This is a genomic window from Streptococcus sp. ST14 (assembly GCF_046098195.1).
Lineage (GTDB): Bacteria > Bacillota > Bacilli > Lactobacillales > Streptococcaceae > Streptococcus.
Map to the genome: position 1 here is coordinate 84,479 of NZ_JBJUSF010000004.1, position 19,854 is coordinate 104,332.

At 34.9% G+C, this 19,854-nt stretch carries 15 protein-coding genes and 3 tRNA genes; 10 read left to right on the top strand and 8 right to left on the bottom strand.

Translation table 11 applies throughout. The features are described from left to right. Positions 1 to 36: 36 nt before the first annotated feature. Entirely contained in the window at positions 37 to 2,589 is a 2,553-nt protein-coding gene (locus ACIY19_RS02375; protein WP_000834502.1) for a YfhO family protein, read from the top strand. Between the two features lie 21 nt (positions 2,590 to 2,610). On the opposite strand, the gene ACIY19_RS02380 is transcribed toward ACIY19_RS02375, so the two are convergent. Next, a complete protein-coding gene (locus ACIY19_RS02380) occupies positions 2,611 to 5,265 on the bottom strand; it encodes a YhgE/Pip family protein (protein WP_409002592.1) in 2,655 nt (884 codons plus the stop codon). Between the two features lie 128 nt (positions 5,266 to 5,393). Here ACIY19_RS02380 and ACIY19_RS02385 point away from each other — a divergent pair, with 128 nt between their 5' ends. Next, positions 5,394 to 5,936 carry a TetR/AcrR family transcriptional regulator gene (locus tag ACIY19_RS02385; protein ID WP_000665080.1) on the top strand — a complete coding sequence of 181 codons (543 nt, stop codon included), beginning with the start codon at positions 5,394 to 5,396 and terminating at the stop codon, positions 5,934 to 5,936. Positions 5,937 to 5,971: 35 nt separating this feature from the next. Here the strand turns inward: ACIY19_RS02385 and ACIY19_RS02390 are convergent. From ACIY19_RS02390 to rlmH, 7 genes are all read right to left on the bottom strand, one after another. Continuing rightward, positions 5,972 to 6,045 (bottom strand) — tRNA-Asn (locus tag ACIY19_RS02390). A gap of 5 nt (positions 6,046 to 6,050) precedes the next feature. Further along, positions 6,051 to 6,122, bottom strand: a tRNA-Glu gene (locus tag ACIY19_RS02395). 51 nt (positions 6,123 to 6,173) lie between these two features. Next, positions 6,174 to 6,926 (bottom strand): competence system response regulator transcription factor ComE, encoded by a 753-nt coding sequence (gene comE, locus ACIY19_RS02400; protein WP_000866079.1) that lies wholly within the window; start codon positions 6,924 to 6,926, stop codon positions 6,174 to 6,176. After that, positions 6,923 to 8,242: a competence system sensor histidine kinase ComD gene (gene comD, locus ACIY19_RS02405; protein ID WP_000362885.1), complete on the bottom strand. Its 1,320-nt coding sequence runs from the start codon at positions 8,240 to 8,242 to the stop codon at positions 6,923 to 6,925. Before comD ends, comE begins: the two co-directional genes overlap by 4 nt. Positions 8,243 to 8,262: 20 nt before the next feature. Further along, complete coding sequence (comC, locus tag ACIY19_RS02410) at positions 8,263 to 8,388, bottom strand: competence-stimulating peptide ComC (RefSeq protein WP_000798828.1); 126 nt, start codon at positions 8,386 to 8,388, stop codon at positions 8,263 to 8,265. A gap of 164 nt (positions 8,389 to 8,552) precedes the next feature. After that, positions 8,553 to 8,626 (bottom strand) — tRNA-Arg (locus tag ACIY19_RS02415). 43 nt (positions 8,627 to 8,669) lie between these two features. After that, positions 8,670 to 9,149 (bottom strand): 23S rRNA (pseudouridine(1915)-N(3))-methyltransferase RlmH, encoded by a 480-nt coding sequence (rlmH, locus tag ACIY19_RS02420; RefSeq protein WP_000694226.1) that lies wholly within the window; start codon positions 9,147 to 9,149, stop codon positions 8,670 to 8,672. A gap of 185 nt (positions 9,150 to 9,334) precedes the next feature. Here rlmH and ACIY19_RS02425 point away from each other — a divergent pair, with 185 nt between their 5' ends. From ACIY19_RS02425 to mfd, 8 genes are all read left to right on the top strand, one after another. Then, positions 9,335 to 10,531, top strand: a complete 1,197-nt coding sequence (locus ACIY19_RS02425; protein ID WP_000681804.1) for a S1C family serine protease — start codon at positions 9,335 to 9,337, stop codon at positions 10,529 to 10,531. A gap of 57 nt (positions 10,532 to 10,588) precedes the next feature. Further along, complete coding sequence (locus tag ACIY19_RS02430) at positions 10,589 to 11,347, top strand: ParB/RepB/Spo0J family partition protein (protein WP_002892799.1); 759 nt, start codon at positions 10,589 to 10,591, stop codon at positions 11,345 to 11,347. A 216-nt stretch (positions 11,348 to 11,563) separates the two neighbouring features. Continuing rightward, complete coding sequence (gene dnaA / locus ACIY19_RS02435) at positions 11,564 to 12,925, top strand: chromosomal replication initiator protein DnaA (protein WP_000660623.1); 1,362 nt, start codon at positions 11,564 to 11,566, stop codon at positions 12,923 to 12,925. 158 nt (positions 12,926 to 13,083) lie between these two features. Beyond that, the gene (gene dnaN / locus ACIY19_RS02440; protein ID WP_409002593.1) at positions 13,084 to 14,220 is read left to right on the top strand and encodes a DNA polymerase III subunit beta; all 1,137 of its coding nucleotides are present in this window, start codon (positions 13,084 to 13,086) and stop codon (positions 14,218 to 14,220) included. Positions 14,221 to 14,284: 64 nt separating this feature from the next. Further along, positions 14,285 to 14,479: a DUF951 domain-containing protein gene (locus ACIY19_RS02445; protein ID WP_000285184.1), complete on the top strand. Its 195-nt coding sequence runs from the start codon at positions 14,285 to 14,287 to the stop codon at positions 14,477 to 14,479. An 84-nt stretch (positions 14,480 to 14,563) separates the two neighbouring features. Next, on the top strand, positions 14,564 to 15,679 hold the full coding sequence (ychF, locus tag ACIY19_RS02450; RefSeq protein WP_409002594.1) for a redox-regulated ATPase YchF: 1,116 nt from the start codon (positions 14,564 to 14,566) through the stop codon (positions 15,677 to 15,679). 72 nt (positions 15,680 to 15,751) lie between these two features. Beyond that, positions 15,752 to 16,321, top strand: a complete 570-nt coding sequence (pth, locus tag ACIY19_RS02455; protein ID WP_409002595.1) for an aminoacyl-tRNA hydrolase — start codon at positions 15,752 to 15,754, stop codon at positions 16,319 to 16,321. Continuing rightward, entirely contained in the window at positions 16,322 to 19,825 is a 3,504-nt protein-coding gene (mfd, locus tag ACIY19_RS02460) for a transcription-repair coupling factor (RefSeq protein WP_409002596.1), read from the top strand. Positions 19,826 to 19,854 lie beyond the last annotated feature (29 nt).

Consider the following 19,854-nt stretch of genomic DNA (forward strand, 5'->3'; position numbering starts at 1 on the left):
TAACCAACTGAGTTTTCTATCATTCTATGAGGTAACATGAAATCATTTTTTAAAACATATTGGACCTATTTTGTTTCTTTCATCATTCCTTTAGTAATTATGACTGGAGTATACCTAACTCAAGGTATCTACTGGAATAGCGATACATCTCCACTATTAGGAGATGGTTTCCATCAATACGTTATTTTTGATGTGGCTTTACGAAATATTTTACATGGAAATGGTAGTTTGTTTTACACCTTTACAAGTGGCCTTGGACTGAATTTCTATGCTCTATCTAGTTATTACTTGGGTAGTTTTCTCTCACCTCTGGTTTACTTTTTTAATCTGTCGAATATGCCAGATGCTGTCTATCTGACCACTCTCTTAAAATTTGGATTGATTGGTCTGTCAACCTTCTTTAGTTTGACTAGATTATTTAAAGATATCCCAAAATTTTTAAAACTTGCCTTATCTACTTCCTATGCTCTAATGAGCTTTACCGTTAGTCAGTTAGAGATAAAAACCTGGTTAGATGTTTTTATCTTGATTCCTTTAATTATAACTGGTTTATACCTACTTATAACACAAAAGAAGCGCCTACTATACTTTACAAGTTTGTCAATCTTATTTATTCAAAATTATTATTTTGGGTATATGACAGTATTGTTTCTTATTTTCTGGTATCTCTGCCAAATTTCTTGGGACTTTAAAACTCGAAAATCATCCTTTCTTGATTTTGTTGTTACCTCCTTTTTAGCTGGAATGACTAGTTTGATTATGACTCTTCCTACACTGTTTGATTTACAAACTCATGGAGAGAAGTTGACTGCTATCACAAAATTAAAGACAGACAGTAGCTGGTATCTGGATATTTTCGCAAAACAATTCATTGGATCTTTTGATACAACTAAGTATGGATCTATACCAATGATTTTTGTTGGATTGCTTCCCTTTATTTTAACCATTCTATTTTTCACAATAAAATCCATAAGGTTTCACGTGAAACTTACCTATGCAATTTTCTTTACTTTTTTAATAACAAGCTTTTACATAGAAGCACTTGATTTATTTTGGCAAGGGATGCATACCCCAAATATGTTTTTGCATCGCTATGCTTGGATTTTTTCCACTCTGTTAATTTATACTGCAGCAGAAGTCTTAAATCGTCTGAAAGAACTGAAGCTATGGAATCTATTTGGCTCACTTTTTCTTGTACTAACAGGATTTTTGGCCACTGTCTATTTTAAATCACACTATTCTTTTTTAACTGATTTGAATATCCTACTCACTCTTGAATTTCTACTAGTTTATGCTCTTTTACTTCTTGCAGTCATTAGAAAATTTATCTCTGTAAATCTATTTGCAATTCTTTTGTCTTTATTTATAACGGCTGAGATAAGCTTAAATGCATCATCTCAAATGGAAGGAATAGCTAAAGAATGGGCCTTTGCTTCTCGTAGCGTCTATAATAGAGATATCACCGCTATGGAATCCATTCTAAACCAAATTGACAATCCATTTACACGTACTGAAAAACTGCAAATTCAGACTGGAAATGACAGTATGAAATTTAACTACAATGGAATCTCTCAATTTTCGTCTGTACGAAATCGTTCAGCTAGCACTAGTTTGGATAAACTGGGATTCAAATCCTCTGGAACCAACCTTAATCTCCGTTATGCAAATAACAGTCTTTTAGCAGACAGTTTATTTGGAATCCAGTACAATATTTCTGAAACTTCACTTGATAAGTATGGTTTTCAAGAGATTTATCAAAAGGATCATTTAACCATATATAAAAATAAACTCTCTTTACCCATTGCCTTTGCCACTCAATCTATTTACAAAGATGTAAACTTTAACAATCACACTCTAGATAATCAGGCTTTATTTATAAACCAGCTTGCTAATCTCAACTTAGATTACTTCTCCCAAATAGCATCTGATAAAACAGATACTTCAGATGGTTTAACGAGCATTACAGATTCTGCTAATGAAGATGCAAAGATTGATTATCAAATTGAGGTTCCTCAAAATAGTCAAGTCTATCTCTCTTTTTCAAATCTTCATTTTACAAACGATAAGCAAAAGAAAGTTGACGTCATTGTCAATGGAGAAAAAAAGACTTTTACAACTGACAATGCATTTAATTTCTTTAATTTGGGTTATACTGAAGAACGACAAACTTTCAATATCAGTGTTAGTTTCCCTGGAAATTCTCAGGTGTCCTTTGAATCTCCAACCTTCTATCGTTTAGATACTCAGGCTCTTACTGAGGCAATTCAAAAGATTAAAGAACAACCTGTAGAAGTATCCACCTCTAAAAATAAAGTCTTTGCTACATATGAAGTAAAACAAGATACCTCTATTTTCTTCACTATTCCTTATGACAAAGGTTGGTCTGCATACCAAGATGGGAAAAAACTTGAAATCAAGCAGGCTCAGACTGGTTTTATGAAAGTTGATGTTCCAAAAGGAAAAGGCACCATTACACTTTCCTTTATCCCCAATGGTTTTGTTATTGGAGCAGCCTGCTCACTAACTGCCCTTCTTCTTTTTGGGATCTATAATCACAGACGAAATTTATCTAAGACAGAAAAAGATTGACCAATTTCTTGGCCAATCTTTTTAATCTTCTTCCATTTTCTTAGGTTGATAAGCTAGCATACCTAAAGCAGTAAAGAAAGCTAGAGTTATAATAAGGAAAATTACTTGATGATGAATATTTCCTGTCATAGAGATTGTTTGTCGTAAGCCTGATACAGAATAACTCATTGGTAACCAAGGATTGATACCTTTGAAGAAATCATTTGTTAAAGCAAGGGGATAGGTCCCTGCACTTGATGCTAACTGTAATAAAAGTAAAATAAGAGAGAAGAAAGCTCCTATACGGCTATTCCAAGTTGTTAAAGCTGTCACCATAGACATGAAAGCTAAACTTGTGATTATAATTAGAATCAAGGTCCTCATCTCATGGTTCGCAGTCAATCCAATAAGATGGACACCTCCATAAACTAAAACACCTGCTAAGACAGCTATAATCCCATTTATTTCAGAGCGAGACTTCAACCAAGCCCAACGACTCTCTGGATGACGTCCAGAAGGCAACTTAGCAAAAATCATATTGGTAGATATAGCAGCAACAAAAAGAGCAACTGATATCATATAAGGAGCCATAGCAATCCCATTTACAGGGACTTGGTCATTGTCTGTTTTTGAGAGAACTAGAGGTTCAGATAATGTCTCTGCATTTTTAGATTCTGTTGATGCTGATTTAAGTTGATTGTTAGCATTGCCTAATCCTTGTCCTAATGAATCAACTCCTGTCTGTAAATCTTCAAGACTAGAGGTTAAGGTTGTTCCACCATCTGCTAGTTTTCCAGCACCATCTGCAATCTTCATGGCACCACTTCCTAGTTGAGATGCTGCAGAAAGTAACTGTGTTGATTTATCTGTTAATTGACCAGAGCCAAATTGTAATTTAGTAAGACCTGCTATTAGCTCTGGACTCTTATTATTCAATTGAGCAGAACCAGATGACAAACTTTCTATACCTGATACTAATTCTGGAGTTTTTCCAGCTAGCGCATCTACTCCAGCTGTCAAGGTTGATGTGTTTTCTGTCAACTTACTTGATCCAGAAACTAATTGATCCAGACTAGTTGTTAAACTTACATTCTTTTCACTTAGTTGATTAGCACCTATAGAAATAGTATCCAATCCTTTAGTGTATTTTACAACTCCTTTTTCGATTGACTGACTTCCAGGAACTAACTGATTATTTACAGAAGTTTGTAATGTTGTAAATCCATTTGACAAGGTTGTCAAGGAGCTAGATGCTGCAGGTAAGAGTTGATTTGCTTTCGTCTGCACATCAGATAGATTAGAGACTTGTTGTTCTGAATTCTCTATACTTTCTTTTAATCCTCCTACTGTCGTTAAAATTGTTTTTGCTGACTCAATAGTAGAATTAGAATTTTTAGAAATGGCTTCTGTCAGTTCTTTCTTTTGTTCCTCTGTAAGAGATTGATAAGTAGCTGTTGATTGAAAGTTTGTAAGAGTTTGCTCTTGTTCTGTCTGACTTTTGGTCACAATATCCTGAGCAAGAGTTGTTAGATTTGGCAAAGCTTCTGACAATGTACTTTTCAGTTGAGTATTATCTGATATTGTAAGAGCTTGTAGTGTTTTATTTAGTTCTCCTAAGCTTGTTGCCAATTGCGCTATTTCTTCACTTTGTTGAGATGAGGACTCTAATTGGCTTGAAATTTCTTTAATACCAGTATTTAATTGCTCCATTCCATCTCTTAGTATATCTGATTGATTGGATAATTGACTTGTTCCGTTAGAAAGTTCCTTCACACTATTTGTATAAGCATTTACACCAACTGAAAATTGATTGAGACCTGTATCCAGTTGTGAAACGCCACCTGTATAAGACTTTATACCTGTATTTAGCTGATTTACACCTGTCACCAACTCAGGAGTTTTTGAAGCTAATTGACCAAGTCCAGTGTCAACTTGTGAGACAGCATTTGTATAACTTTGTAAACCACTATTAAAAGTTCCTAAACCAATACGTAATCGCTCTATAGCAGACACATAGCTAGATAAGCCTTTTGTAAATTGATCCGCTCCATTTGAAAAAGTTACACTTGAGTTAGCTAGAGTATTAAGATTTGTTGTCAATGTTTGACTTCCCGTCACCAACTGATCGGCTCCATTAGCTAATTGTTCACTTCCTTCAGCTGCCTTATTTATTCCAGACTTCAAATCATTCATTTTTTGAAATAAAGCCTTAGTGTACGTTTCAGTAACATTAGTAGAGACGGTTTGTTTTAATTGTGTCATTGCAGAATCACTCATCTTACTTGCAATAAAGCTATGCCCACTTGACGTCTGATAATCAATCTGCATCTGTTCAGGATGATTCGTTAGGATAGAAGTAGCTTTTTCAGATAGATCACTTGGTAAAGTCACTACCATGTAGTAGTCACCATCTTCTAGCCCTTTTTCCCCTTCCTCTTCATTAACAAAGTGAAAATCTAAAGCCTTATTTTCTTTTAAATTAGACACCATGTCTTCACCAATTCTCATTGTCTGTCCATTATAAGAAGCTTCCTTATCTTTATTGACAACTGCCACAGGTAACTCCGATACTTGACCATATGGATCCCACATGGACAATAAAAATATAATGTTGTATAAAGCTGGAATGAGAGAAATCCCTATCATTACAATGATAAAGGTCGGTTTTTTAAATATTGCTTTCCATTCTTTAAACATGTTTCCTCCTTTTTTACACATATTGTCTAAAATTTTGATATAATAGATTATACATCAAAAAATCTAAATTACAAGGTAAAAAATATTTTTTTAGACACATAGTCTATTTTTGTTTACAAGGAGGAATTATGAAAGAAAGTAACAAACGTTTAAAAACAAAACGAATTATCGAAAATGCCATGGTTCAATTATTGATGGACCAGCCCTTTGATCAAATTTCTACTGTCAAGTTAGCAGAAAAAGCCGGAATTAGTCGTTCCAGCTTTTACACTCACTACAAGGATAAGTATGATATGATTGAACTCTACCAAAGTAAGCTATTTCATACCTTTGAGTATATTTTCCAAAAACATGCTCATCACAAAAGAGATGCTATTTTAGAAGTATTTGAATATTTAGAGTCTGAGCCACTCTTGGCTGCACTCTTATCTGAAAATGGGACAAAAGAAATCCAAAATTTCTTGAGAAATAAGCTTCACATTATGCTTAGCACCGACCTTCAGAAACGCTTTATGAAATTACAACTCACTCCAATAGAATTAGAATACAGCAGTATTTATCTAACAAATGCCCTATTTGGTGTTTGCCAGACTTGGATTGCTCACGGAAAAAAAGAAAGTCCGCAAGAAATGACAGACTTCCTTATGAAAATGTTAGGTGATGTCAACTAAAAAAGAACACCATTGGTGTTCTTTTTTTTATCTGACTCCGCCAGTAGGACTCGAACCTACGACATCATGATTAACAGTCATGCGCTACTACCAACTGAGCTATGGCGGATAAAATAGTCCGTACGGGATTCGAACCCGTGTTACCGCCGTGAAAAGGCGGTGTCTTAACCCCTTGACCAACGGACCATCTATCTGTAGCAGATATAACCATTATATCAATTTCTTACTAATTGTCAATCACTTTTTAGATTTTTTCTCTAGAATATCTTTTAGTTTGCGAACTTTCAAACGGGTAATCGGGCAACGATGATCTTCATAAAAGACAACTTCTAAATTCTTTCGATCAATTTCTCTCACATTTCCCACATTGACAAGGAAAGATTTATGGGAGCAATAAAATCGCTGGGTATGTTTGTCCTTTTCCTGAATATCTGTCATAGTTCCATAGAATTCTTTAGCAAAATTCTTACCAATAATCCGAAGTTTATGAGAAACTCCTGTGGTTTCGATATACAAAATGTCATGGTAAGGAATTTTCAAATCATTTCCCTTATAGTTGTAATCAAAATAGTCTACAACATCTTCGTTTTCAAGCAGCATACTCTTAGTGTAAAAAATACTCTGCTCGATACGTTTTTTGAACAATTCATCATTGATGTCTTTGTCTACAAAATCTAGAGCTGATACCTGGTATTTGTAAGTTAAGGTAGCAAATTCAGATCGACTGGTAATAAAGACAATAATAGCATAAGGATTGTGATGACGGATAAACTGAGCCACTTCAAAGCCTTTTTTCTCGATTCCATGAATATCGATATCTAGGAAATAAAGCTGGTTTACTTCATCATTTTCGATATATTCCTTAAACTCACGAACTTTTCCTGTTGTCTTATATGAAATAGGAATATTCGATTCTTCCGAGATTTCATTTAATATTCTCTCTAGTCTCACTTGATGTTCAATAACATCTTCTAAAATTAATACTTTCATTCGAATTCCCTCTTAAATCTAATAATTTGTCTGAATGTGTTGTCTTCCATCTCAGTTTCTAAGATAATGTTGTCATACTTATCTAAGATCTCTTTGACATTATTAAGTCCTAAACCTCTATTTCTTCCCTTGGTAGAAAAACCTAAGGCAAATAGATCCTCTGAAGGAGTCATAGTGATTTTGCATGAATTCTGGATAACTATAACTGTTTCAAAATCCATTTTAATGACTGCAACTTCCATTTGTTTCAAGTAACTATCTGCAGCACCTTCAACGGCATTGTTTAATAAAATGCTCATGATACGAACAAGATCAAGTAAATCTATTGACAGTCTAGTAATGATATCCTTTACTTCCAATGTAAACTCTACATCATTTTTTCGTGCATAGACAATCGATTGAGCAATTAAACTCCGTAAAGCAGAGTCTTCTATATTATTTAAATCAAAGTAAGTATATTTTTCTGATCTCAATTTCTGATTTGCTTTTACTAGGACTTCATTGTAAACCCTGTTAATTTCTTGTAAATCACCACTGTCAATCGCCATTTGCATGCTGACAAGCATCCCTGCATAGTCATGACGAAAACCTCGAATTTCATTATACAACTCCACAATTTCATCAGTATAAGTCTGTAAATGTTTTTGTTCAAATTTCTTTTGTTTTAGAGCAATCTCTTTTTCAATTTGAACCTTGTGAGAATTCATTGCAAAGAAAATCAATAACAAGCAAATAAAAACAATGGTTGATAAAATACTTCCGAAGCTATTTAAATGATGAGTTGTACTTACTATATCTGAAATAAACAATAAGATATGCAAACCAATAAAAGCAACTATTACTTTTTTTAAAAAAGGGTACAGATAATCTTTATCAAAATATTTAATATCCAGATGAAAATAACGAATTATTATTAGAATAGAAACATAAGTCATCAACAATACTACTAAAAGGAATGTACTTTTGTAGTTTAATACTACTTCATCTCCTGTTATAGAAGATAAGGTTACGGATATAAAAGTATGAGTACTGTGATATAATAAAGACAGTAGTAAACTAATAAAAATAGCTTTGTATTTTTCAGACTTCTTTAACTTTCTTAAATAAAGGTACACAACCAAAGGAAATAAAAATTTAGACAAAGCAAAACTATTAGAATATACCAGTGTAATAATTTCTTCAAGTATAAAAACTGAGATGCATGTGTAACAGAAAAAAGCAATTTGTTCTTTTCTATTTATTTTACAAATCCATTCATAACTTTTGCTAATGATGAGAAAATAAAAAATAGCTATCCCTAATCCAAATAAATCCATTACTCTCTACCTTTATTTCATTACTTTCTTCTTGGAAAAATAAGATTACGAATTGTTTCTGAAATTCTCCAATCTCCACCTCGAATCTCCTGCAATTCTGCCTCTGTTACTTCTTTAAATTGTTCCAACTTTTCTGTATTTTTCATAATGAAATCTCCTGTATTATTTTTTCTTGTAAGTTAACTTACACACCTATTATACAAAATGAAGACCATGTAAGAAAAAATTCTTCCCAACTGTACATTTTTGCACCTGAAACGCACTTTTTTAAGAAAAAAGCTGGGATAAATCCCAGCTTCGCATCTAAAATTGATCCCAGCAGGATTCGAACCTGCGACCGTTCGCTTAGAAGGCGAATGCTCTATCCAGCTGAGCTATGAGACCTAACATGACCATTCTATCAAAAAACAAGAGCTAAGTCAATCTTCTATTTGTGGTAAGGAGAACCCTGTTGAATTGTAAAAGCACGGTAAATTTGTTCAACTAAAACCAATCTCATTAACTGATGTGGTAATGTCAGACGTCCAAAACTGACAGAAAGATTGGCCCTATTTTTTACAACAGGAGCTAGACCCAAACTTCCTCCAATAATAAAAGTAAGCGTTGAGTATCCTTTGATAGAAGCTTGCTCTAGTTGCTTACTAAATTCCTCTGAGGAGAGTGTTTTTCCTTCAATGGCTAGTACAACGACAAATTCTCTTTCTCCAACCTTAGAAAGAATTCTTTCACCTTCTGTTTCCAAGATTTTTTGATTTTCTAATTCACTGGCTTTGTCAGGTGTCTTCTCATCAGTGAGCTCAATCATTTCTAATTTGGCGAAACGTGAAATTCGTTTGGTATATTCAACAATACCATCTTTAAGGTATTTTTCTTTTAATTTTCCTACTGTTACAATTTTTATTTTCATTCTTCTATTCTATCATATCCACACTTCATTTCACATCTTATACACACAAAAAACATCCTAAATTTCTAGCAAATTCACAGAATAAAGCGAGTTATCCACAACTTGTGTAAAACTTTAAGCTTTTAAGTTTGGATTAAGTTAATAGGTTTATAATCTGAGTAAATAAATAACAAACGGAGGCGTTTATGAAACACTTACAAAAATTTTACAAAAAAGGAGTTAAAGTTCTAATAATCATTCTAATCGGATTTTTAAGTGGTGCCTTAGGAAGTTTCGTAACATTACAACTTTATCAAAAACAAGGAAATCAAGCTACAAATAATAATTCTGGCACTGTCACTCAAACATCCTATAAGAATGAAAATTCAACCACTCAAGCAGTAAATAAAGTTAAGGATGCTGTTGTCTCAATCATTACTTATTCTTCTTCTAGCAGTAGACAAAGTAGTGTATTTAATGCTGACGACACTAATTCTGATTCAGACAATCAACAAATCGCAAGTGAGGGATCAGGTGTTATCTATAAAAAGGATGATAAAGATGCCTATCTTGTAACTAATACTCACGTTATCAATGGAGCTTCAAAAGTTGATATCCGCTTAGCAGATGGTACCAAGGTTCCTGGTGAAATTGTCGGATCTGATACCTTCTCTGATATTGCTGTCGTTAAAATTTCTTCAGAAAAAGTTACAACAGTAGCAGAATTTGGGGATTCAAGTCAACTTAGTGTTGGAGAAACAGCGATTGCTATCGGTAGTCCTCTAGGTTCAGAATATGCTAATACAGTTACACAGGGGATTATTTCAAGTCTTAATCGAAATGTTTCTCTAAAATCTGAAGATGGTCAAGCTATTTCAACAAAAGCCATTCAAACAGATACAGCCATTAACCCTGGTAACTCTGGTGGTCCACTTGTAAACATTCAAGGACAAGTAATTGGTATTACATCAAGTAAAATTGCAAGTAATGGTGGAACATCTGTAGAAGGTCTTGGTTTTGCAATTCCTTCAAACGATGCACAAAATATCATTAAACAGCTTGAAAGTGATGGTAAAGTGACTCGTCCAGCTCTTGGAATTCAAATGGTCAATCTGTCAAATGTTGGAGCTAGTGATCTTAGAAAACTTAACATTCCAAGTGGCCTCACTTCAGGTGTAGTTGTTCGATCTGTTCAAAACAATATGCCAGCAAATGGACATCTTCAAAAATACGATGTCATTACCAAAGTTGATGACAAAGAGATTGCTTCATCAACAGACCTACAACACGCTCTTTACAATCATGCTATCGGAGATACTATCAAAGTAACCTACTACCGTAATGGTAAGGAGGAAACAACCTCAATTAAACTAGATAAGAATTCTGGTGATTTAGAGTCTTAATTGACATCAGTGTAAAGAAAACTTTACAGAAAGTAAAAGATATGTTAGTGTAGAATCATGGAAAAATTTGAAATGATTTCTATCTCTGAAATACAAAAGAATCCTTACCAACCTCGGAAAGAATTTGATGCAGATAAACTAAAGGAATTAGCTCAGTCAATTAAAGAAAATGGGCTCATCCAACCAATCATCGTTCGTCAATCTCCTGTAATTGGTTATGAAATCCTTGCAGGAGAGAGACGATATCGAGCTTCTCTCTTGGCTGGTCTGACTTCTATTCCAGCCGTTGTAAAGCACCTCTCAGATCAGGAAATGATGATCCAGTCAATCATTGAGAATTTGCAGAGAGAAAATTTAAATCCTGTTGAAGAAGCACGCGCCTACGAATCTTTAGTAGAAAAAGGATTTACTCACACTGAGATAGCGGATAAAATGGGGAAATCTCGTCCTTATATCACTAATTTTATTCGTTTGCTTTCCCTACCAGAATATATCTTAGCTGAAGTAGAAAATGGAAAAATTTCTCAAGCGCATGCACGTTCACTAGTTGGTTTGGACAAAGAGCAGCAAGACTATTTCTTCCAACTAATCAAAAATGAAGATATTTCTGTGAGAAAGTTAGAAGTACTTCTTACAGAGAAAAAACAAAAGAAGCAAAAAAAAAGTGATTCTTTCATCAAAGACGAAGAAGATAAATTAAAAAAACTACTCGGTTTAAGTGTAGAAATTAAACTTTCAAAAAAAGATACTGGAAAGATTATTATCTCCTTTTCAAGTCAAGAAGAATACGATAGAATTATTAACAGCCTGAAATAAGGCTGTTCTTTTATTTTCTCAACCCACAAATTTATCCACCAATTTTTTTATCAAAAAGCCTAATAAATCAAGGATTTTTCTATTTATCCCCAACCTGTGGATAAATACTACTAACATTGTGGATTCTTTTCCCCAATCTGTGGAAAAATCCTACTATCTATGGTAAAATAAGTCTAGCACTAAACTACTAAAATCATAGTAAAGGAGGAAAATTAGTTGAAAGAAAAGCAATTTTGGAATCGTATTTTAGAATTTGCTCAAGAAAGATTGACACGATCTATGTATGATTTCTATGCTACACCTGCTGAACTCATCAAAGTAGAAGAAAACACAGCTACTATATTTCTACCGAGATCAGAGATGGAAATGGTGTGGGAAAAGCAATTAAAAGATATTATCATTGCTGCTGGTTTTGAAATTTATGATTCTGAAATCAAACCTCACTATATTTTCACTAAACCTCAGAGTACAGAATCTCCTCAAGTAAATGATACGAATAGTATCTCTACTTACGATTACACACCTGCACTACCAACGATTCCCTATTCTGAAACAGGGTTAAAAGAAAAATATACCTTTGATAACTTTATTCAAGGTGATGGGAATGTTTGGGCGGTGTCTGCTGCACTAGCAGTATCTGAAGATTTAGCTCTGACCTATAATCCTCTTTTCATCTATGGAGGACCTGGTCTTGGAAAGACTCACTTACTCAATGCGATTGGAAATGAGATTTTGAAAAATATTCCTGATGCGCGTGTCAAGTACATTCCTGCCGAGAGCTTTATCAATGACTTTCTTGAACACTTGCGACTTGGGGAAATGGAAAAGTTCAAAAAGACTTACCGTAGCCTTGATCTCTTATTGATCGATGATATCCAATCTCTCAGTGGCAAAAAAGTCGCGACCCAGGAAGAATTTTTCAATACCTTCAATGCTCTTCATGATAAGCAGAAACAGATTGTCCTAACCAGTGATCGAAGTCCTAAACACCTAGAAGGACTTGAAGAGAGACTTGTCACACGCTTTAGCTGGGGATTGACGCAAAATATCACTCCTCCTGACTTTGAGACACGTATCGCCATTCTTCAAAGTAAAACAGAGCACTTGGATTACCATTTCCAAAGTGATACTCTAGAGTACTTGGCTGGCCAATTTGATTCAAATGTTCGAGAATTAGAAGGAGCAATCAACGATATCACTTTAATTGCCAGAGTGAAGAAGATTAAGGATATTACTATTGATATTGCTGCGGAAGCTATTAGAGCACGTAAGCAAGACGCTCGCCAGATACTTGTTATTCCAATTGAGAAAATCCAAACTGAAGTTGGTAATTTTTATGGAGTGAGTGTCAAAGAAATGAAGGGGACGAGACGAGTTCAAAACATCGTTTTAGCACGTCAAGTTGCCATGTACCTAGCTAGAGAACTGACAGATAACAGTCTTCCAAAAATCGGAAAAGAATTTGGCGGAAAGGATCACACCACCGTTATTCATGCCCATGCTAAAATTAAATCATTGATTGACGAAGACGATAATTTACGTTTAGAAATAGAAGCAATCAAAAAGAAAATTAAGTAGCTTGTGGATAAGTTTTCCTTTCCTATCTTTTTTATCCACATTTTTTAAACAAGCTTAGAAGCTTAAGTTTACTAAATAGCACTCAGTTTTCCACAGAATTCACACACTCTATTATTACTATTAACTTTCTAATACTAAAAATAAATAAAGGAGAATCCATGATTCATTTTTCAATTAATAAAAATTTATTTCTACAGGCCTTAAATACTACAAAACGAGCAATAAGCTCTAAAAATGCTATTCCAATTTTATCAACAATCAAAATTGACGTTACCAATGAAGGAATTACTTTAATTGGATCAAACGGTCAAATTTCTATTGAAAATTTCATTTCTCAAAAGAATGAAGATGCTGGTCTCTTGATCACTTCTTTGGGTTCAATTCTTCTTGAAGCTTCTTTCTTTATCAATGTGGTATCTAGTCTTCCAGATGTAACGCTAGATTTCAAAGAGATTGAACAAAAACAAATTGTCTTAACCAGTGGCAAATCAGAAATTACTCTAAAAGGAAAAGATAGCGAACAGTACCCACGAATCCAAGAAATTTCAGCAAGCACACCTTTGGTTCTTGAAACCAAACTACTCAAGAAAATTATCAATGAAACAGCATTTGCTGCAAGTACACAAGAAAGTCGTCCAATCTTAACAGGTGTTCATTTTGTATTGAGCAAACACAAGGAACTAAAAACAGTTGCGACAGACTCTCATCGCCTTAGCCAGAAGAAATTGACTCTTGAAAAAAATGGTGATGATTTCGATGTGGTGATTCCTAGCCGCTCTCTACGCGAATTTTCAGCGGTATTTACAGATGATATTGAAACTGTAGAGATTTTCTTTGCCAACAATCAAATCCTCTTTAGAAGCGAAAATATTAGCTTCTATACTCGTTTGTTAGAAGGTAACTATCCTGATACAGATCGCTTGATTCCAACAGACTTTAAAACTACAATTACTTTTGATGTGGTTAATTTGCGTCAATCTATGGAGCGTGCACGTCTCTTATCAAGTGCGACTCAAAATGGTACTGTGAAGCTTGAAATTAAAGGTGGAGTTGTTAGCGCCCATGTTCACTCTCCAGAGGTTGGTAAAGTAAACGAAGAAATCGATACGGAGCAGGTGACCGGGGATGATTTGACTATTAGTTTTAACCCAACTTACTTGATTGATTCCCTCAAGGCTTTAAATAGCGAAAAGGTGACTATTAGCTTTATCTCATCAGTTCGTCCATTTACTCTTGTGCCAGCAGATACTGACGAAGATTTCATGCAGCTTATCACACCAGTTCGAACAAATTAAGTGAAAGAGGTTGAGCCTGGCTCGCCTCTTTTATGATATAATCAAAAAAGAAAAGGAGAGTAGTATGTATCAAGTTGGAAATTTTGTTGAGATGAAAAAACCACACGCTTGTACCATCAAGTCAACAGGAAAAAAGGCTAATCGTTGGGAAATTACACGTGTAGGGGCAGATATCAAAATAAAGTGTAGCAATTGTGACCACCTTGTCATGATGAGTCGCTATGATTTTGAACGAAAAATGAATAAGATTATTGACTAAGAACCCTTAGTTAGAGGGTTAGCAAGTTTTCCCTTTTTGTGTTATAATGTTAGGGATTGAAATGAGAACGGAGAATGAGAAACTATGGCTTTAACAGCAGGCATCGTTGGTTTGCCAAACGTTGGTAAATCAACCCTTTTTAATGCAATTACAAAAGCAGGAGCAGAGGCGGCAAACTACCCATTTGCGACTATTGATCCAAACGTTGGGATGGTGGAAGTTCCAGATGAACGCCTACAAAAATTAACAGAAACGATTACACCTAAAAAGACAGTCCCAACAACCTTTGAGTTTACAGATATTGCAGGGATTGTAAAAGGAGCTTCAAAAGGAGAAGGTCTAGGTAATAAATTCTTGGCCAATATCCGTGAAGTAGACGCGATTGTTCACGTAGTTCGTGCTTTTGATGATGAAAATGTGATGCGCGAGCAAGGACGTGAAGACGCCTTTGTGGATCCACTTGCAGATATTGATACCATTAACCTAGAATTGATTCTTGCTGACTTAGAATCAGTCAATAAGCGCTATGCGCGTGTAGAAAAGATGGCACGTACGCAAAAAGATAAAGAATCAGTAGCAGAGTTTAACGTTCTTCAAAAAATTAAACCAGTTCTTGAAGATGGAAAATCAGCTCGTACCATTGAATTCACAGATGAGGAACAAAAAGTTGTTAAGGGTCTTTTCCTTTTGACTACTAAACCAGTTCTTTATGTTGCTAATGTGGATGAAGATGTCGTTTCAGATCCAGATTCTATCGACTATGTGAAGCAAATTCGAGAATTTGCAGCGACAGAAAATGCTGAGGTGGTAGTTATTTCTGCGCGTGCTGAGGAAGAAATTTCTGAGTTAGACGATGAGGATAAGCAAGAGTTTCTTGAAGCACTTGGCTTGACAGAATCAGGTGTTGATAAGTTGACTCGTGCAGCTTACCACTTGCTTGGACTCGGAACTTACTTCACAGCTGGTGAAAAAGAAGTCCGTGCTTGGACCTTTAAGCGAGGGATGAAAGCTCCTCAAGCAGCTGGTATCATCCACTCAGACTTTGAAAAAGGTTTTATTCGTGCAGTAACCATGTCATATGAGGATCTAGTGAAATACGGATCTGAAAAGGCTGTAAAAGAAGCTGGGCGCTTGCGTGAAGAAGGAAAAGAATATATCGTTCAAGATGGCGATATCATGGAATTCCGCTTTAACGTTTAATAACATTTAATAAATAGTGTCAATTAGGTTGGAAAAAAATTCCAACCCTTTTGGCTTTTGAAAGGAAAATAAATGACTAAATTACTTGTTGGATTAGGAAATCCAGGAGATAAATATTTTGAAACCAAGCACAATGTTGGCTTTATGTTGATTGACCAACTAGCTAAAAAACAAAATGTCACCTTTACACATGACAAGATATTTCAAGCTGACCTAGCTTCTTTTTTCTTCAATGGAGAAAAAATTTATCTGGTCAAACCAACGACCTTTATGAATGAAAGTGGAAAAGCAGTTCATGCTTTATTGACTTACTATGGTTTGGATATTGAAGATTTACTCGTTATTTACGACGACCTTGACATGGAAGTCGGAAAAATTCGTTTAAGAGCAAAGGGCTCAGCAGGTGGGCATAATGGGATCAAGTCTATTATTCAACATATTGGAACCCAAGTATTTAACCGTGTTAAAATAGGTATTGGAAGACCTAAAAAAGGCATGTCAGTTGTTCATCATGTTTTAAGTAAGTTTGATCAGGATGACTGTGTGGGTATTTTACAGTCTATTGACAAGGTTGACGATGCTGTAAACTACTATTTACAAGAGAAAAACTTTGAGAAAACAATGCAGAGGTATAACGGCTAAATGGTGACTTTATTAGATTTATTCTCAGAAAATGACCAGATAAAAAAATGGCATCAAAATCTGATAGATAAGAAAAGACAACTAATACTTGGTTTATCAACTTCTACCAAGGCTCTTGCAATTGCAAGCAGTCTAGAAAAAGAAAATAAGATTGTGTTACTGACTTCAACTTATGGAGAAGCAGAACGAATTATCAGTGATCTTCTTTCTCTCTTAGGAGAGGAACTTGTCTATCCATTTTTGGTTGATGACTCTCCTATGGTAGAGTTTTTGATGTCTTCGCAAGAAAAAATCATTTCGCGGGTTGAGGCCTTGCGTTTTTTGAGTGATCCGTCTAAGAAAGGGATTTTAGTTTGTAATATCGCAGCGAGTCGGTTAATTTTACCCTCTCCGACTAGATTTAAAGAAAGTACTATAAAAATTGCAGTTGGCGAAGAATATGACCAACACGAGCTACTTCACCGGTTAAAGGAAATTGGATATCGAAAAGTTACTCAAGTACAGACACAAGGTGAGTTTAGTATTCGAGGAGACATTTTAGATATTTTTGAGATGTCTCAGTTAGAACCTTTCCGAATCGAGTTTTTTGGCGATGAAGTAGATGGTATTCGTACTTTTGAAGTCGAAACACAATTATCGAAAGAAAATCAGACAAACCTCACTATCTTTCCAGCTAGCGACATACTTTTGAGAGAAAAAGATTATCAACGAGGACAGTCAGCTTTAGAAAAGCAAATTTCAAAGACTCTATCATCAATTTTAAAATCATATTTGGAAGAGATTTTGTCAAGTTTTCATCAAAAACAAGTACATTCAGATAGTCGAAAGTTTTTGTCCTTATGTTACGATAAAACATGGACTGTATTTGATTATATTGAAAAAGATACACCAGTATTCTTTGATGACTATCAAAAATTGATGAATCAGTATGAATCCTTTGAAAGAGAATTGGCACAATACTTTACAGAAGATTTACAGAATGGTAAATCATTTTCTGGGATGCAGTATTTTGCAGATACAGAGCAAACCTATAAAAAACAAAGTCCAGTTACCTTTTTCTCCAATCTGCAAAAGGGCTTAGGAAATCTTAAGTTTGATTACATTTATCAATTTAATCAATACCCCATGCAAGAGTTTTTCAATCAGTTTTCTTTTCTTAAAGAAGAAATTGAGCGATACAAAAAAATGGACTACACCATTGTTTTGCAGTCTAGCAATTCAATGGGCAGTAAAACATTAGAAGATGTTTTAGAGGAATACCAGATCAAATTGGATTCCAAAGATAAGTCAAGTATCTGTAAAGAATCTGTAAACTTGATTGAGGGTAATCTAAGACATGGTTTTCATTTTGTAGATGAAAAAATTCTCTTGATTACTGAACATGAGATTTTTCAAAAGAAATTAAAACGTCGGTTTAGAAGACAACATGCTTCAAATGCAGAGCGATTAAAAGATTATAATGAACTTGAAAAAGGGGACTACGTTGTTCACCATATCCATGGAATTGGTCAATATCTAGGAATCGAAACAATTGAAATCCAAGGTATTCACCGTGATTATGTCAGTGTACAGTATCAAAATGGTGACCAAATCTCCATCCCAGTAGAGCAGATTCAGTTACTGTCCAAATATGTTTCAAGTGATGGGAAAGCGCCAAAACTTAATAAATTAAATGATGGTCATTTCAAAAAGGCCAAGCAAAAAGTTAAGAACCAAGTAGAGGATATAGCTGACGATTTAATCAAGCTTTATTCTGAGCGTAGTCAGTTGAAGGGTTTTGCGTTCTCAGCTGATGATGATGATCAACATGCTTTTGATGATGCTTTCCCTTACGTTGAAACGGATGATCAACTTCGTAGTATTGAGGAAATCAAGAGAGATATGCAGGATTCTCACCCCATGGATCGACTTTTAGTTGGGGATGTTGGTTTTGGGAAGACTGAAGTTGCAATGCGTGCAGCTTTTAAGGCAGTCAATGATCACAAACAGGTTGTCGTTCTAGTTCCGACAACAGTTTTAGCACAACAACACTATACGAATTTTAAGGAACGATTTCAAAATTTTGCTGTTAATATCGATGTGTTGAGTCGCTTTAGAAGTAAAAAAGAACAGGCAGAGACACTTGAAAAATTAAAGAATGGCCAAGTCGATATTTTGATTGGAACGCATCGTGTTTTGTCAAAAGATGTTGTGTTTTCTGATTTGGGCTTGATGATTATTGATGAGGAACAGCGATTCGGTGTTAAGCATAAGGAAACTTTGAAAGAACTAAAAAAACAAGTAGATGTCCTAACCTTAACAGCAACACCAATCCCTCGTACTCTCCACATGTCTATGCTGGGAATCCGAGATTTGTCTGTTATTGAAACTCCTCCAACCAATCGCTATCCTGTTCAAACCTATGTATTGGAGAAGAATGATAGTGTCATTCGTGATGCTGTCTTGCGTGAAATGGAGCGTGGAGGTCAAATTTACTATCTTTACAATAAGGTTGACACGATTGACCAGAAGGTTTCGGAATTACAGGAGTTGATTCCAGAGGCTTCGATTGGGTATGTTCATGGACAAATGAGTGAAATTCAGTTGGAAAATACTCTACTTGATTTCATTGAAGGTCAGTATGATATTTTGGTGACAACTACTATTATTGAGACAGGGGTAGACATTCCAAATGCCAATACCTTATTTATTGAAAATGCAGACCATATGGGCTTGTCAACCTTGTATCAATTAAGAGGAAGAGTCGGTCGTAGTAATCGTATTGCTTATGCTTATCTCATGTATCGTCCAGAAAAATCAATTAGTGAAGTTTCTGAGAAGAGATTAGAAGCGATTAAGGGATTTACAGAATTGGGCTCTGGATTTAAGATTGCGATGCGAGATCTTTCGATTCGTGGAGCAGGAAATCTCCTAGGAAAATCGCAGTCTGGTTTCATTGATTCTGTTGGTTTTGAATTGTATTCACAGTTATTAGAGGAAGCTATTGCTAAACGGAACGGTAATGGGAATAAAAGAATCAAAGGAAATGCTGAGTTGATTTTACAAATTGATGCTTATCTTCCTGACACTTATATTTCTGACCAACGACATAAGATTGAAATTTACAAGAAAATTCGTCAAATTGACAATCGTGTCAACTATGAAGAACTACAAGAAGAGTTGATGGACCGCTTTGGAGAATACCCAGACGTAGTAGCATACCTTTTAGAGATTGGTTTGGTTAAGTCATATTTTGACAAGGTATTTGTAGAACGTGTGGAAAGAAAAGAAAATAAGATTACAGTTCAATTTGAAAAAGTCACTCAACGACTATTCTTGGCTCAAGATTATTTTAAAGCCTTATCCACAACGAACTTAAAAGCAGCCATAGCTGAGAATAAGGGATTAATGGAAGTTGTATTTGATGTCCGAAACAAGAAGGATTATGAAATTTTAGAAGGTTTGCTGATTTTTGGAGAAAGTTTATTAGAGATAAAAGAATCAAAGGAAGCAAATCCCATTTAACATTTTTCTTCTATAAAAAGGATAAAAAT

Bases quoted from the DNA above. Each gene is read 5' to 3' on its own strand.
- comC (WP_000798828.1), bottom strand. From the start codon at position 8,388: ATGAAAAATACAGAAAAGTTGGAACAATTTAAAGAAGTAACAGAGGCA.
- ACIY19_RS02445 (WP_000285184.1), top strand. From the start codon at position 14,285: ATGTATCAAGTTGGAAATTTTGTTGAGATGAAAAAACCACACGCTTGT.
- comE (WP_000866079.1), bottom strand. From the start codon at position 6,926: ATGAAAGTATTAATTTTAGAAGATGTTATTGAACATCAAGTGAGACTA.
- pth (WP_409002595.1), top strand. From the start codon at position 15,752: ATGACTAAATTACTTGTTGGATTAGGAAATCCAGGAGATAAATATTTT.
- ACIY19_RS02375 (WP_000834502.1), top strand. From the start codon at position 37: ATGAAATCATTTTTTAAAACATATTGGACCTATTTTGTTTCTTTCATC.
- ychF (WP_409002594.1), top strand. From the start codon at position 14,564: ATGGCTTTAACAGCAGGCATCGTTGGTTTGCCAAACGTTGGTAAATCA.
- ACIY19_RS02385 (WP_000665080.1), top strand. From the start codon at position 5,394: ATGAAAGAAAGTAACAAACGTTTAAAAACAAAACGAATTATCGAAAAT.
- comD (WP_000362885.1), bottom strand. From the start codon at position 8,242: ATGGATTTATTTGGATTAGGGATAGCTATTTTTTATTTTCTCATCATT.
- mfd (WP_409002596.1), top strand. From the start codon at position 16,322: ATGGTGACTTTATTAGATTTATTCTCAGAAAATGACCAGATAAAAAAA.
- ACIY19_RS02430 (WP_002892799.1), top strand. From the start codon at position 10,589: ATGGAAAAATTTGAAATGATTTCTATCTCTGAAATACAAAAGAATCCT.
- dnaN (WP_409002593.1), top strand. From the start codon at position 13,084: ATGATTCATTTTTCAATTAATAAAAATTTATTTCTACAGGCCTTAAAT.
- rlmH (WP_000694226.1), bottom strand. From the start codon at position 9,149: ATGAAAATAAAAATTGTAACAGTAGGAAAATTAAAAGAAAAATACCTT.
- ACIY19_RS02425 (WP_000681804.1), top strand. From the start codon at position 9,335: ATGAAACACTTACAAAAATTTTACAAAAAAGGAGTTAAAGTTCTAATA.
- ACIY19_RS02380 (WP_409002592.1), bottom strand. From the start codon at position 5,265: ATGTTTAAAGAATGGAAAGCAATATTTAAAAAACCGACCTTTATCATT.